The sequence below is a fragment of the Streptomyces sp. NBC_00876 genome, assembly GCF_045207435.1.
Lineage (GTDB): Bacteria > Actinomycetota > Actinomycetes > Streptomycetales > Streptomycetaceae > Streptomyces.
Map to the genome: position 1 here is coordinate 1,127,605 of NZ_CP108800.1, position 13,813 is coordinate 1,141,417.

Here is a 13,813-nt window from a genome sequence, read left to right on the forward strand (position 1 = left end):
GCGGGTCGCGCCCGCCCCCGCGGTGGTGCGGGTGATCCGGGTCCGTTCGCCGCCGGTCGTACGGACCCGGCCGTCACGGGCCAACTCGCGTCACGGCGCGGGCGGCGTACCCCACGGGGCCTCCCCCTCCAGCTGGGCCGCCAGGGCGAGCAGCACTCCCTCGCCGCCGAGGGGCGCGGCGAACTGCACGCCGAGCGGCAGGCCCCGGCTGTCGTGGCCGAAGGGGACGGACATGGCCGGCATCCCGGTCACGTTGTACACGCTGGTGAAGGCGGAGCAGACGGACGCGTGGCGGTAGATCGACTCCGGGTCCGCGGTGTCGAGGGTGCCGAGCAGCGGGGTGGGCTGCGCGAGGGTCGGGCTGAGCAGGACGTCGAACCGGTCGAACGCGGCGCCGGTCTCCCAGCCGATCTCCTGCGCGCGGCGCAGCGCGCGGCTGACATCGGCTGCCGGGAGGGCGCGGTAGGCCTCGTACAGGACCCGGGTGAAGGGTTCGATGTCGTCGTCGGCCAGGGGTCTGCCGAGGCGGTCGAGCCCGGCATCGATCTGGGCGACGAGGTCGGCGCCCATCAGGACGCCCGAGGTGCGGCCGACGTCGTCGGGCCGGTACCGGGCGCTCGTCTCGGTGACGTCGTGGCCGAGGCGTTCGCACAGGAGGGCGGCGGCGCGTGTCGCGCGCTCGCAGTCCGGGTGGACGTCGGGTCCGGCCGGCAGCGCGGTGAGCAGGCCGATCCGCAGCCGTCCGGGCGTGCGGCGGGCCAGCTCGGCGAAGGGCGCGGCCGGGGCCGGTGCGGCGTACGCGTCGCCGGGCAGCGGGCCGGCGAGGACGTCGAGGAGCAGGGCGCTGTCCCGCACGGTCGTGGTGAGGACGTGGTGTCCGGAGACGAGGCCCGACAGGGTGGTGGGGCGGGGCGCGGGCGAGACGCGCCCGCGGCTGGGCTTGAGGCCGAACAGTCCGCAGGCGGCCGCCGGGATACGGATGGAGCCGCCGCCGTCGCTGGCGTGCGCGACCGGGACCATGCCGGCCGCCACCGCGGCCGCCGATCCTCCGCTGGAGCCGCCCGGTGAGCGGTCGGTGTCCCACGGGTTGCGGGTGGGGCCGAAGAGCGCCGGTTCGGTAGAGGCGTTGAGGCCCAGTTCGGGGGTGTTGGTGGTGCCGAGTACGACGGCTCCGGCGCGGCGGCAGCGGGCGACGAGTTCGCTGTCGTGCCGGGCGGTCGCGCCGGCGAAGAGGCGGCTGCCGCCGGTCGCGGGAAGGCCCGCGACATCGGTGCCCAGATCCTTGACCAGCAGCGGCACACCGCGCAGCGGGCCGTCGGGCAGGCCGGCCGCCACCTCGGCGAGCGCGGCCTCGAACCGGGTGTGGACCACCGCGTTGAGGCGTGGGTTGTCCTTCTCGATCCGGGCGATCGCCTGCTCGGTGACGGCATGGGCATCGGTCTCGCCGTCCCTGACCGCGGCGGCCGTGGCGACGGCGTCGGGGCCCCTCACGACACGTACCCGGCGGGCGTGCCCCAGGTCTCGCGCCGGGTGGTGCCGCGGTCCACGAGCACGCAGCGAGTGCCGGTGAAGTTGGTCGGCATGCACTTGTTGCAGTGGATGCACAGGGACGGGGTGGTGGCGTCGTCCCGCAGCCGGTTGATGAGGTCGGGCTCGCGCAGCAGGGACCGGGCCATGGCCACGAACTCGAAGCCCTCACGCATCGCCAGGTCCATCACGGGCTTGCCGGTGATGCCGCCGAGCAGAATCATCGGGAGCTTCACGGCGGCGCGGATCTGCCGGGCGTCCTCCAGGAGGTAGGCGTCCCGGTAGGGGTAGCTGCGCAGGAAGTGCTTGCCGACCGCCTTCACGCCGAGCTTGATCGGCTGCGGCATGATCGCGGAGAACTCCTTGAGCGGTGCGTCTCCCTTGAAGAGGTACATCGGGTTGAGCAGGGAACTGCCCGCGGTCATCTCCAGGGCGTCGACGGTGCCGTCCTGTTCGAGCCACTGCGCCACCGGAATGGCCTCGTCGAGCCAGAAGCCGCCGGGCACCCCGTCGTCCATATTCATCTTGGCGATGACGGCGATCCGGCCGCCGACCGCGCCGTGGACGGCCCGCATGATCTCGCGGGCGAACCTGGCCCGGTTCTCCAGGCTGCCGCCGTAGGCGTCGGTGCGGTGGTTGATCCGGGGGCTGAGGAAGGAACTGGCCAGGTAGTTGTGGCCCAGGTGGACCTCGACGGCGTCGAAGCCCGAGGTGACGGCCCGGCGGGCGGCCTCGGCGTGGGCCTCGGTGACCCGCCGGATGTCGTCGATGGACGCCTTCTGGGCCCAGCTGATGGTGGTGGCGTGGAAGTGCCTGGACGGGGAGAGGGCGGGGACGCCGTTGCCCTTGGGGCTGGCGACGGGTCCGCCGTGCCCGATCTGCGCGGACACCGCGGCGCCCTCGGCGTGCACGGCCTCGGTGAGTACGCGCAGCCCCGGCATCGCCTCGTCGGTCCAGTAGATCTGGTGCCGGTCGGTCCGGCCCTCCCTGGCGACGGCGCAGTAGGCGACGGTCGTCATGCCGACGCCGCCGCGGGCGTAGGCGACATGGAAGTCGACGAGGTCCTGGGTGACCAGGGACTTGTGGCTGAGCCCCTCGTAGGTCGCGGCCTTGATGACGCGGTTGCGGAGTTTGACCGGGCCCAGCTGGGCGGGGGCCAGGACTTCGGGTGTCTCGGTGGTGGTCACGCGTGGTTCCTCTTCGGTTCGACGTGGTGGCAGGCGACCCGGTGTCCGGGCCGCATGTCCCTGAGTGACGGATCCTCGTCCGCGCACCGGTCGGTGGCCAGGGGGCAGCGGGTCCGGAAGCGGCAGCCCGACGGCGGGTCCAGCGGTGAGGGGAGTTCGGCGGCGGGCCCGGAAGGTGCGGCCGGTGCGCCGGCGGAGCCGGGGCCGGGGCCGCGCTGCGCCTCGGGCAGCGAGGCCAGCAGCAGGCGGGTGTAGGGATGGACGGCCTCGTGCTGCATTCCGTCGGAGGGCAGCACCTCGCAGACCTTGCCGAGGTACATCACCATGACGCGGTCGCTGATGTTCTTCACCACGGAGACGTCGTGGGCGATGAAGACCATGCTCAGCCCGCGCCGCCGCGTCGTCGTCTCCAGCAGGTTGAGGATCTGCGCCTGTACGGAGACGTCGAGGCTGGAGACGGGTTCGTCGCAGACCAGCACCTCGGGGTCCAGGAGCAGGGCGCGGGCGATGCAGACCCGTTGGCACTGGCCGCCGGAGAGTTCGTGGGGGCGTCGCTCCCGTACGGTCGCGGGGTCGAGGCCGACATCGCGCAGCGCCGTGTCGATGCGGTCGTCCTTGTCGCGGGGGTCCTCCCCGCTCCCCCAGATCGACAGGCCCTCCCACACCAGGTCCTTGACCTTGCGGCGCGGGTTCAGCGCGGAGACCGGGTCCTGCATGATGATCTGCATCCGGGCGCGGGCCCGGCGCAGTTCCCCGGGGGCGAGCCCGGTGAGGGTCAGTTCGCCGAGGCGTACGGTGCCCGAGTCCGGGGGCGGCAGCTGGATCAGTGAGCGGCCGACGGTGGACTTCCCGCAGCCCGACTCGCCGAGAATGCCCAGGGTTTCGCCCGCCGCGACCTCCAGGCCGACACCGGAGACGGCGTGCACCTTGCGGCCGCGGCCGGCCGGGAACTCCACGACGAGGTTCTCCGCACTCAGCGCCGGCGGACGCGTATCCCTGCCGGCGGGGTTGGTGTCGGTGGTCGTCATACGGCGGCCTCCTCGGCTGCGCCCAGGGGGTGATGGCAGGCGACGACGCCTCGGGCGTCGCGGTCGCCGCCGTGTCCGGCGAGCCGGGGGGACTCGGTGGTGCAGCGGTCGGTGGCGGCTGTACAGCGGGGGGCGAACCGGCAGCCGGGGGGCGGGTGCAGCAGGTTGGGCGGGCGGCCCTCGATCGTGGGGAGCAGGGTGTGCGGGGGCAGGTCAAGGCGCGGGATGGAATGGATCAGGGCGCTGCTGTACGGGTGCCGGGGGCGGTCGAACACGGCCTCGGTGGGCGCGTACTCGACGAGGCGGCCCGCGTACATCACCGCGACCTGGTCCGTGCGGCCGGCGACGGTGGCGAGGTCGTGGCTGATCAGGACCGTCGCCATCCTCAAGTCCTGGGCCAGCGTCTGGAGGAGGTCCAGGATCTGCTTCTGCACGGTGACGTCGAGCGCGGTGGTCGGTTCGTCGGCGATGAGCAGCCGGGGCCCGCAGGCCAGGGCCATGGCGATGACGACGCGCTGGCGCATTCCGCCGGAGAGTTCGTGCGGGTACTGGCGGGCGCGCCGGGCCGGTTCGGGGATGCCGACCTGGCGCAGGAGGTCGACGGCCCGGTCGCGGGCGCCGGCGCGGCTCAGGCCCTGGTGCAGCCGGACGCTCTCGGACAGGTGCGTGCCGACCTTCTTGACCGGGTTCAGGGAGGTCATCGGGTCCTGGAAGACCATGGCGACCTCGGTGCCCCACAGGGCGCGGCGCCGCGCCGGGCTCAGGGCGTGGACGTCCCGGCCGCCGAGCACGACGGTTCCCGAGACGGTGGTGCCGGGGCCGTCGGTGATCAGGCCCATGAGTGTGCGGCCGAGCACGGACTTGCCCGATCCGGACTCGCCGACGATGCCGAGGGTCTCGCCCTCGGACAGCGACAGGCTGACGCCGTCGACGGCCTGCACCGGGCCGCGGGGGGTGTGGAAGACGGTGCGTACGTCGGTGGCGGTCAGCAGCCGGGGCGCATCGGCGCCCAGTGCGGCCGCGGGGCCGTCGGACAGCGGTGTGGTGGTCACAGTTTCACGCTCCGGGAGTCCCATCGCCCGCGAGCCTTCTCGCCGACGATGTTGAAGGCGAAGACGGTGAGGAAGAGGAACGCGCCGGGCACCAGCACGATGTGCGAGTGCTCCTCGAAGACCCGGCCCTCCCCCTCGGCGATCATGTTTCCCCAGGTGGGTTCGGGCGGCTGGATACCGAGTCCGAGGAAGCTGAGGGAGGCCTCGGCCACGATCAGGACCGAGATCATCACGACGGCCAGGGACAGCAGGGGCAACAGGACGTTGGGCAGCAGTTCGCGCAGGAGGATGCGGGAGCGGGTCGCGCCCATGGCCCGGGCCGCGACGACGAACTCCCGGTTGGCGTACGCCATCGTCGTGGCGCGGGCGAGCCGCACCATGCCGGGGACGGTGAGCAGCGCCAGGGAGAACGCGACATTGCGCAGATGGGGCTGGAGCACGGTCGCGAGGGCGATGAGCAGGATCAGCGGGGGCACGGCGAGCAGCGAGTTGGTGGCGATGCCCACCGCCCGGTCGGCGGCCTTCCCGAAGTATCCGGCGATCATTCCGACGGCGCCGCCGAGGACGGTGCCGATCGTGACCGCGGACAGGGAGATGAGCAGCGAGGACCGGGCCCCGTACAGGGATCTGGCCAGCAGGTCGAGGCCGAAGGCGTTGGTGCCGAGCGGGTGGGCGCCGGTGAACACCGGGGAGCTGAAGACGGGTTCGGCGACGGTGCTCGCGACGTCCCGGTCCTCGGCGAGAGGCAGCCACGGGGCGAACAGGATCGCGAGGCCGAGCAGCAGCAGCCAGCCGGCGCCGAACCAGAACACCACGTCGAAGCCGGGGCCCGCCCACCGCTTGCCGAGCCGGGAGGCACCGGCGAACGTCAGGCCGAGGCCGGTCAGCGCGACGGCGGCCCTGGCGAGCGGGACGAGCTGGGCCGTGGTCGCGCCGAACACCAGCAGGGCGAGGCCGACGGCGGTGAGGGCCACGGCAGTGAGCAGGGGCAGCGGAAAGGCGGTCCGCGTGCGCGGAACGATGTCAGACATGGACACGTCGCGTCCTCGGGTCTAGATGGCCGTAGGAGAAGTCGATGCCGGCGTTGATCACCACGTAGATCACGGCGATGGTGAGCACGGCGCCCTGGACCATCGGGTAGTCGCCCTGGCCCGCCGCGTTGACGATGAGCGTCCCCATGCCGGGCAGCGCGAAGAGGTACTCCACGACGACGGTGCTCCCGATGAGCCGGCCCAGGCTGAGGCCGAGCAGGGTGACCAGGGAGAACGAGGAGGGGCGCAGGGCGTCGGAGAACAGGATGCGCAGCGGGTTCATGCCCTTGGCGCGGGCGGCGAGGATGAAGTCCTCCCGCAGCGTCACGATGAGGTCGCCGCGCAGGACCCGGGTGAACATGGCGAGTTCGGCCAGGCCGACGGTGAGTGCCGGCAGGAAGGCGTGGTGCAGATTGCCCGCGAGGTCGCCGTCGCCGAGCCGTACCCATTCGGAACGCGGGAACCAGCCTGCCGAGTTGACCAGTACGAGAACCAGCAGCAGACCGGCCAGGAATCCGGGCACGGACAGCACGCCGAAGGTGGCGGCGCCGATGATCCGGTCGGCCGCCGAGCCTTCCCGGTACGCCGACCACATGGCCAGCGGTACCGCGATCAGCAGGGCGATCAGCAGTCCGAGTGCCGCGATCTCGAAGCTGACGGGCAGCGCGGACAGCACCCGGTCGGTGACGTCGCTCTGCGGCGGTACGACGGAGTGGCCGAGGTCGCCGGTGAGGGCGTTGCCCAGCCAGTCGAAGTAGCGGGTGACCAGCGGCCGGTCGAGGCCGAGGTCATGACGGACCTCGGCGTACTCGGCGGGCGCCCGGCCGGCCCCGAGGATGTCGACGGCGGGGTCCGAGGGCAGCAGGACCACCAGGGAGAACACCCCGATGCTCGCGATGAGGAGCACGCCCACCAGTTCCACGGCCCGTAGGGCCAGACGGCGCAGCGCAGCGGGACTCATGGTTCCTCCAGATCTGCCCGGCGGTGGCAGGCCGGTCGACGGGATGTGCACCGCGGTGCGGTGAAGCTACGCGCGGGCGGGCCGGGCCGCCCAGGGCGGTGTCCCGCTGAGCGGGAGCCCGGCGGGCCCGGCACGGTACGGCCGGGCCCCGGTACTTCACTTGCTGATCCATGCCTCACCGAAGAGGGCCATGTACTCGTCGGTCGGCACGATGCCGTGGATGTTCTTGCCCCAGGCGGTGAAGCCGGCGCTGGCCCCGAGGTTCACGACGGGGACGTCCTCGTTGAAGAGCGTCTGGACGCCGTCGAGGATCCGCTGGGTCTCCGCGTCCGTGCCGGCCGCCTGCAGCTGGACCAGGAGCGCGTCCATCTTCGGGTTGGCGTAGGCACCGGGGTTGCCGTAGCTCGTGGAGTTCAGGACGCTCTGGAGCCGGTGGTACGGGTCGCTCTCGGAGACGCTCGCAGCGCCGCGGCTGATGTCGAAGTCGTGCTCCACATAGGTCTTCGCCACCCGGTCGGCGATCGAGGAGACCAGGTCGAGCTTCACCTTGAAGCCGACCCGCTCCAGCATCGCCTTGGTGACGACCGCCTTGGCACGGGAGACGGGGTCGGTGCCGTCCATGTAGGTGAGGGCGCCGTCGTAGCCGTCTTTCCTGGCCTCGGCGAGGAGCTTCCTGGCCTTGTCGAGGTCGATGCCGAGCGGCTTGACCGCGGAGTGCAGGCGCGATTCGGGCGGGAAGATCTCCTGGCCCGGCAGGCCCTTGCCGTCATAGGCGCGTGCCGTGTCGAGCTTGGGGTCCATGGCCAGCGCGATCGCCTTGCGCACGCGCAGGTCGGCGCCGGGCCGGCCGGTGCGGGTGTTGATGGTGATCATGTTGCCGAGGCCGGTGAGGGTCAGTTCCCCGGGGTGGCCCTCGTGCACCGCCTCGTCGACGACGTCGGGGCTGCGCATGTAGGTCACGTCGGCGGTGCCGTCGTTCAGCGCGTCGAGTTTGGAGCGGTCCGACTGCGGCCAGGTGAAGCGCAGCGCGTCGAGGTAGGGCGCGCCCTTCCAGTACTTCTTGTTCGCCTTGAGGACCATCTCCTCCTGCGGGGCGTACGAGCCCAGGGTGAAGGGTCCGGCGCCGATCGGCCGGAAGGTCTTCGTGGCGTACGCGGCGGGGGCCACGATCATGCCGGGGGCCTGGGCGAGCATCGCGGGGAAGGTGGCCCAGGGGCTGCGCAGGGTGAAGACGACGGTGGAGTCGTCGGTGGCCCGTGTCTTCGCGAGGTTCGGGGCGAGCAGTGCCGTATCGGCGCCCTTGTTCTTCTGGTACCAGGCGATGCTGGCGACCACGGCTTCGGCGTCCAGCGGTGTGCCGTCGGAGAACGTGACGCCGTCGCGGAGCCTCAGCGTCCAGGTCTTGAGGTCGTCGCTGCTGTCCAGCGACTTGGCCAGCCACGGTTCGTACTTCTTCGCCGCGGTGTCGTAGCGCATCAGTACGTCGTAGACGGCGGCGAGGGCGGATCCGCCGGACGCGCCCGTGGCGTAGGTGGCGGCGGGGCTGAGGCTGCGGGCCTCGGCGTAGTCCGAGAAGCGCAGGGTGCCGCCCCGGACCGGCTTGCCGCCCTCGGGCTGCTTGCCGATGCTGCCGAAGGTGTAGCGGCCGCGTTCGGCCTTGGGCTGTGTGCCGCTGTTCCCGTCGTCGGGTGAGGCGCATGCGGAGGTGAGCATCGCCGCGGCGGCCAGGACGGCGGCCAGGCGTGCTCTTGCCCGTGGTGCTCGCTTCATTTCTTCCTCCAGTTGTCCGGAGCCCGAAGTCGGGACGAGCCGGTGCCCGTAAGCGGGAAGACAGGTGCGGGGGGACGCCGGAGGGCCGGTGCCCGGGGGCGGATCAGGTGGGGGGACGCTACGGCCGTCGAAATCCGGCCGACGTGACGCATCCCACTCAGCGGGAGCCCGGCCGGGGCCCGACCGGGCAGGTGGTGCAGCCGTGTTCTCTCCGCGGGCCGCCCGTGGCACGGTGTCCCAGTGACCGGAATCAGCCGGGGAGTGAGGGACCCCGACTGCCGACACTGGCCTCGACCGCGATGTGGAGTTCACGACGCCCAGGAGTTCCCGATGCCCAGCGAAACGGATCACCGCGCCGCCGCCCTCGCCCCGGCGGCCGCGCTCACCGGACCTGGCGGCCGGTTCGAGCTCGCCGACGACGACGTGCTGGGCGCCCGGCTGCCGGTGTTCACCCACCGGCAGCGGGCCCTGCACGAGGTGCTGCACGCGTCCGTCGCCTACGCCGAGCGCGATTTCATCGTCACGTCGGACCGCCGGATCAGCTTCGCCCGGCACGCGGCGCAGGTCTCCTCACTGGCCGAGGTGCTGCGTGAGGAGTACGGCGTGGCCAAGGGCGACCGGGTGGCCATCGCCGCCGCCAACTCCCCCGAGTGGATCACGACGTTCTGGGCCACCGTGTCGATCGGCGCGGTGGCCGTCGGGTTCAACGCCTGGTGGTCGGCGCGCGAGATGGCCCAGGGCATCGCCAACGCGGACCCCGTGCTCGTGGTGGCCGATGCCCGGCAGTCGGCGAAGCTGGCCGGCTGCGCGGTCGCGGTGCTGTCCATGGAGGACGACATCACCCGGTTCGCCGGGGCCCGCCCCGAGGCGCCGCTGCCGTCCGCCGATGTCGCCGAGGACGACCCGGCCGTCATCCTCTACACCTCGGGCACCTCCGGCCGCCCCAAGGGCGCCGTGCACACCCATCGCAATCTGCTGGCCGTCGTCGAGTACCACCGCCTGAACGACGCCCTGCTCCAGGAGTTCGGCGACCCGCTGCCCCCGCAGGACCGCGTCTATCTGCTGACGCTGCCGCTGTTCCACATCGCGAGCCTGCACAACCTGGCCGTCCCCCGGCTCGCCACCGGCAGCCGGATCGCGATGCACCAGGGCGCGTTCGACGTGGACGCCGTACTGGGCATGGTCGAGCGGGAGCGCGTCACCAACTGGGGCGCGGTGCCCACCATGGCCAACCGGATGCTCGAGCACGGCGGGGCCGGCCGGTACGACACGTCCTCGCTGACGGCGTTCTCACTGGCCTCCGCCCCGTCGTCGACCGCGTTCAAGGAGCGGCTGCGCCGGGGTCTGCCGTTCGCGAGGAACTCGCTGGTGGACAGCTACGGGCTGACCGAGACCTGTACCGGTGTGGCCGCGGCGAACCCCCAGGAGCTGGCGGCCGCCCCCGGTACCCTCGGCCGGCCCGTCACCGGCGTGCGGCTGGAGATACGCGACCCCGCCGGCCGGGTTCTCGGGGAGGGCGAGGAGGGCGACATCTGGGTCCGCAGCCAGTACAACATGCTGGGCTACTGGCGCGATCCGCAGGCCACCACCGCGGCCATCGGCCCGGACCGCTGGCTGCGCACCGGGGACCTGGGGCAGTTGCGCGAGGGCCGGCTCCATCTCAGCAGCCGCCGCTCGGACCTGATCATCCGCGGCGGTGAGAACGTCTACCCCGCCGAGATCGAGACGGTCCTCGTCGAGCACCCGGACGTCCGCGAGTGCCTGGTGCTCGGGGTACCGCATCCCGACCTCGGCCAGGAGGTCGCGGCGGTCGTGGTCCTGAACGCGGGCTCGACGGCCACCGAGGAGATGCTGCGGGAGTACGCGGCGGGCGAACTGTCCTACTTCAAGGTGCCCAAGCACTGGCGGCTGACGACCGACGAACTGCCGCGCAACGCGACCGGCAAGGTGATCCGGCGCCAGGTGCGGGTCTGACGCGCCGGCGGCACGAAAGCGCCGGGCCCCTGCCGCATGAAACGCGGCCTGGCCCGGCGCTTCCCCGGAAGTCGCGCCTTCTCGGAAGTCGCGCTTCCTCAGAAGTCCGCGGGGCCGCGCAGGGTCGCCTCGGCGCCTCCGTCGACGTACACCACCTGCCCGGTGATGTGACTGTTCGCCTCGGAGGCCAGGAACAGCACGGCCCGTGCGACGTCCTCGGGCTCCAGATAGCCGTTGAGCGGCATCGGGACCGCCGCGTCCATGACCTTCTTCATGTCCGGGTCGTCGAACAGCCCCGCGCTCATCGGGGTGAGGACGATGCCGGGCGCGACCACGTTCACGGGGATTCCGGCGCCGGCCCAGCCCTCGGCGACCGCGGTGCGCCGCGCCCACTGGGCGAGCGCCGCCTTGGAGGAGGGGTACAGCTGTCGTGCGCGCCCGTCGGCCACCGCCCGGCCGGCGTGCTCCAGTGCCGTGGCCTCGTCGCCGGCCAGGCAGGCGGCGACGACGCCGGGGTCGGTGGGCTGGGTGGCGGAGATGGAGCCGATGGCCACGGCCCGGGGGCGCCGCGCCGCAGCCAGCGCCGGCCGCAGCGCCGTCAGGAACTCGGTGGTGCCGAAGTAGTTGACGGTCACCATCGCGGGCCCCGGTACGGAGGTGCCGGCGCAGGTGACGACGGCGTCCACCACACCATCGGCCGCCTCGGCGGCCGTCGAGGCGGCCGTGGCACGGCCTTCGGGGGTGGACAGGTCGGCGTCGACCTCACCGCCCCGCAGGTCGACCCCGATGACGTGGTCGCCCCGGGCGCGGAGCAGTGCGGTGAGTGCGGCACCGATCCCGGAACCGGATCCGGTGACGACGACGTTGCGCGGCATGGGTACTCCTCAGATCGCTGGATGCGCCGGCGCGGGATGTCCCGGCCCGTCGGGGTGGCCCCGCACGCCGGAGCGCCGCCCGGGCGGGGAGCCGGCCCCGTTCGCACCGTAAGGGGACCGGGCCCCGACGGGCGTGCGCCGTCCCGCTGACCGGACTCGGTCCACGGGCCGCGGTCCGGCTGCGCGGGGCCGCCTCAGGCGCGGTGTCCGGCCAGGACCGGGCCGATCAGGAGGCGGCAGGCCAGTCGGATACCGTCCTGCGCCGCCTGGACCGAGGAGCGTTCGTACAGGACGGTGGTCAGCAGGCCGTACCAGGCCTGCTCCAGGATGCGGACGATCCTGCGGTCCCGGTCCGAGGCGTGACTCACCCCGGCCGTGCGCAGCACCAGGTCCACCAGGATGTCGTCCGTGGTCCGGGCCCCGATGCCGGTACCGGTGTGCGAGACGTTGCCGGACTGCATCATCGCCAGGGCCAGCAGCGGCTGTTCGAAGAGCCGCCGGCTCGCCCCGGTGAGCAGATCGGTCACCGCCTCGACCGCTCCCGTGCCCGGCTGCGGCGCCGGGGTGTCGGCCTCGAGGCGGAGCACCTGGTCGTGCATGACGCCGGCGAACAGGTGGGCCTTGGAGGGGAAGTAGCGGTACAGGGTGGCGATCGCGACGCCGGACTCCCGGGCCACGTCGTGCATCTGCATCCGCTCGAGGCCGTGCTCGGCGCCCAGGTGCGCCGCGACCCGCAGGATCCGGGCGTGGCGCTGGTGCTGTCGGGCCGAGGTGGGATGCGCGGGCGTTCTCTCGCCGTTCGTTCGGGGCACGGTGCTGTCGTCCTTCCGCCGGCCGCCGATGGTCTCCTGTGCGGTCCGGGCGCGGCGGTCCCTGTTCCGTTCAGTGGGACCGGGCGCCGTGCGCCGGAGCGGACCGCGGCCTCCCGCCCACCGGGACGGAGCCTGCGCGGGTGCGGGCGGGCCGACTTGGATGGCCGTTCGCTCCACGTACCGTCCTGCCCGAGAGAGGTTCCCCATGCGGCTCGGCATCAACAGTCCCGTCGTCACGGCCGTCCCCGGCGTCCACTCCCCCTGGGAGCGCACCGCCGGCATCGAGGAGCTGGGGGCGGTCGCCGAAGCCGCGGACCGGCTCGGCTTCGACCATCTGACCTGCTCGGAACATGTCGCGGTGCCCGTGGACATCGCGCAGCAGCGCGGTGGCACCTACTGGGATCCGCTCGCCACGTTCGGGTACCTGGCCGCCCGGACCCGCCGGATCCGGTTCGCCACGCAGGTCCTGGTGCTCGGCTACCACCATCCGCTGGCCCTCGCGAAGCGCTACGGCACCCTCGACCGGATCTCGGGCGGGCGGCTGGTGCTGGGGCTCGGCGTGGGCAGTCTGGAGGAGGAGTTCCGGCTGCTGGGCGCCGCCTTCGAGGGCCGGGGCGCGATCGCGGACGACGCGCTCGCGGCGCTGCGGACCTCGCTCTCCCGGCGTGAACCCGCCTACCACGGTGAGCACTTCGACTACGAGGGCCTCGTGGTCGAACCGCACGCGGTCCAGGACCGGGTGCCGCTGTGGATCGGCGGCCGCACCCCGCGTTCGCTGCGCCGGGCGCTCGCGTACGGCGACGGCTGGGTGCCCTTCGGGCTGCCGCTGGACCGGCTGCGCGAGATGGCCGGCGCCGCCTCACTGCCGGAGGGCTTCGAGGTGGTGCTGAGCGCGGGCCGCCCGCTCGACCCGTCCGGCGACGCGGACGGCACGTCCGAGGCCTTGCGGAAGGTGTCCGAGGCCGGTGCCACGCTGGTCAGCGTGTCGCTGCGCGCCGAGTCGGCCGGCCACTACACGGAACAGCTGGAGGCACTCGCCGCCCTCGCGGGCATCACGGCGGCCGCGGAGGCACACGCATGAGCGAGGACCGGCTCGCCGCGGTCGAGGCGCGGCTCAGGCTGCTGGAGGACGAACGCGACATCGCGCGCACGATGGCCTCGTACGGTCCGCTGGTGGACAGCGGCGACGCGGACGGTGTGGCGGCGCTCTGGGCACCCGACGGTGTGTACGACATCGACGAGATCTTCCTGGCGGGCCGGGAGCGGATCCGTGAGATGGTGCGGTCCCCCGCGCACCAGGGCTGGATACAGCAGGGCTGTGCCCATGTCGTGGGTCCGCCGCACATCACGGTGGAGGGGGACGAGGCCGTGGCGGTGTGCCACTCACTGATGGTGGTGCACGAGGCGGGCCGGTACGTCGTGCGACGGGCCACCGCCAACCACTGGCGGCTGCGCCGCGCGCGGTCCGGGGCCGGCTGGCAGGTGGTCACGCGGACCAACCGGATCCTGGACGGCCGCCCGGAGTCCCCGGAGCTGCTGGCCGCCGGGGTGCGGGGCGTACCGGCGGGAACCTGAACAGCCTCTCCCGCACGGGGT

General features: G+C 72.7%; 12 protein-coding genes. 3 read left to right on the plus strand and 9 right to left on the minus strand.

The window, feature by feature from the left end:
* Positions 1-90: 90 nt before the first annotated feature.
* The 7 genes from OG782_RS04890 to OG782_RS04920 form a co-directional block, all read right to left on the minus strand.
* Entirely contained in the window at positions 91-1,491 is a 1,401-nt protein-coding gene (locus tag OG782_RS04890) for an amidase (protein WP_406448154.1), read from the minus strand.
* Positions 1,488-2,714, minus strand: coding sequence for an NADH:flavin oxidoreductase (locus OG782_RS04895; protein WP_406448155.1), 1,227 nt, complete (start codon positions 2,712-2,714; stop codon positions 1,488-1,490). The genes OG782_RS04890 and OG782_RS04895 overlap by 4 nt, the downstream gene beginning before the upstream one ends.
* Positions 2,711-3,742, minus strand: coding sequence for an oligopeptide/dipeptide ABC transporter ATP-binding protein (locus OG782_RS04900; RefSeq protein ID WP_406448156.1), 1,032 nt, complete (start codon positions 3,740-3,742; stop codon positions 2,711-2,713). The genes OG782_RS04895 and OG782_RS04900 overlap by 4 nt, the downstream gene beginning before the upstream one ends.
* Positions 3,739-4,794 (minus strand): ABC transporter ATP-binding protein, encoded by a 1,056-nt coding sequence (locus OG782_RS04905; protein ID WP_406448157.1) that lies wholly within the window; start codon positions 4,792-4,794, stop codon positions 3,739-3,741. Before OG782_RS04905 ends, OG782_RS04900 begins: the two co-directional genes overlap by 4 nt.
* Positions 4,791-5,825: an ABC transporter permease gene (locus OG782_RS04910; protein ID WP_406448158.1), complete on the minus strand. Its 1,035-nt coding sequence runs from the start codon at positions 5,823-5,825 to the stop codon at positions 4,791-4,793. Before OG782_RS04910 ends, OG782_RS04905 begins: the two co-directional genes overlap by 4 nt.
* Positions 5,818-6,786, minus strand: coding sequence for an ABC transporter permease (locus OG782_RS04915; protein ID WP_406448159.1), 969 nt, complete (start codon positions 6,784-6,786; stop codon positions 5,818-5,820). The genes OG782_RS04910 and OG782_RS04915 overlap by 8 nt, the downstream gene beginning before the upstream one ends.
* Positions 6,787-6,942: 156 nt before the next feature.
* Entirely contained in the window at positions 6,943-8,556 is a 1,614-nt protein-coding gene (locus OG782_RS04920) for an ABC transporter substrate-binding protein (RefSeq protein WP_406448160.1), read from the minus strand.
* Positions 8,557-8,886: 330 nt separating this feature from the next.
* Between OG782_RS04920 and OG782_RS04925 the strand changes: the two genes are divergently transcribed.
* The gene (locus tag OG782_RS04925; RefSeq protein ID WP_406448161.1) at positions 8,887-10,530 is read left to right on the plus strand and encodes a class I adenylate-forming enzyme family protein; all 1,644 of its coding nucleotides are present in this window, start codon (positions 8,887-8,889) and stop codon (positions 10,528-10,530) included.
* A 98-nt stretch (positions 10,531-10,628) separates the two neighbouring features.
* Here OG782_RS04925 and OG782_RS04930 read toward each other — a convergent pair whose 3' ends face one another.
* Complete coding sequence (locus OG782_RS04930; RefSeq protein ID WP_406448162.1) at positions 10,629-11,405, minus strand: SDR family oxidoreductase; 777 nt, start codon at positions 11,403-11,405, stop codon at positions 10,629-10,631.
* A 194-nt stretch (positions 11,406-11,599) separates the two neighbouring features.
* The gene (locus OG782_RS04935; RefSeq protein ID WP_406448163.1) at positions 11,600-12,217 is read right to left on the minus strand and encodes a TetR family transcriptional regulator; all 618 of its coding nucleotides are present in this window, start codon (positions 12,215-12,217) and stop codon (positions 11,600-11,602) included.
* A 205-nt stretch (positions 12,218-12,422) separates the two neighbouring features.
* On the opposite strand from OG782_RS04935, the gene OG782_RS04940 reads away from it, so the two are divergent.
* Both OG782_RS04940 and OG782_RS04945 read left to right on the plus strand, forming a co-directional pair.
* A complete protein-coding gene (locus OG782_RS04940) occupies positions 12,423-13,298 on the plus strand; it encodes an LLM class F420-dependent oxidoreductase (protein WP_406448164.1) in 876 nt (291 codons plus the stop codon).
* Complete coding sequence (locus OG782_RS04945) at positions 13,295-13,792, plus strand: nuclear transport factor 2 family protein (protein ID WP_406448165.1); 498 nt, start codon at positions 13,295-13,297, stop codon at positions 13,790-13,792. The genes OG782_RS04940 and OG782_RS04945 overlap by 4 nt, the downstream gene beginning before the upstream one ends.
* The last annotated feature ends 21 nt before the right edge of the window (positions 13,793-13,813 follow it).

Coding starts and splice junctions, on each gene's coding strand:
- OG782_RS04925 (WP_406448161.1), top strand. CDS start 8,887: ATGCCCAGCGAAACGGATCACCGCGCCGCCGCCCTCGCCCCGGCGGCC.
- OG782_RS04920 (WP_406448160.1), bottom strand. CDS start 8,556: ATGAAGCGAGCACCACGGGCAAGAGCACGCCTGGCCGCCGTCCTGGCC.
- OG782_RS04945 (WP_406448165.1), top strand. CDS start 13,295: ATGAGCGAGGACCGGCTCGCCGCGGTCGAGGCGCGGCTCAGGCTGCTG.
- OG782_RS04930 (WP_406448162.1), bottom strand. CDS start 11,405: ATGCCGCGCAACGTCGTCGTCACCGGATCCGGTTCCGGGATCGGTGCC.
- OG782_RS04915 (WP_406448159.1), bottom strand. CDS start 6,786: ATGAGTCCCGCTGCGCTGCGCCGTCTGGCCCTACGGGCCGTGGAACTG.
- OG782_RS04910 (WP_406448158.1), bottom strand. CDS start 5,825: ATGTCTGACATCGTTCCGCGCACGCGGACCGCCTTTCCGCTGCCCCTG.
- OG782_RS04900 (WP_406448156.1), bottom strand. CDS start 3,742: ATGACGACCACCGACACCAACCCCGCCGGCAGGGATACGCGTCCGCCG.
- OG782_RS04940 (WP_406448164.1), top strand. CDS start 12,423: ATGCGGCTCGGCATCAACAGTCCCGTCGTCACGGCCGTCCCCGGCGTC.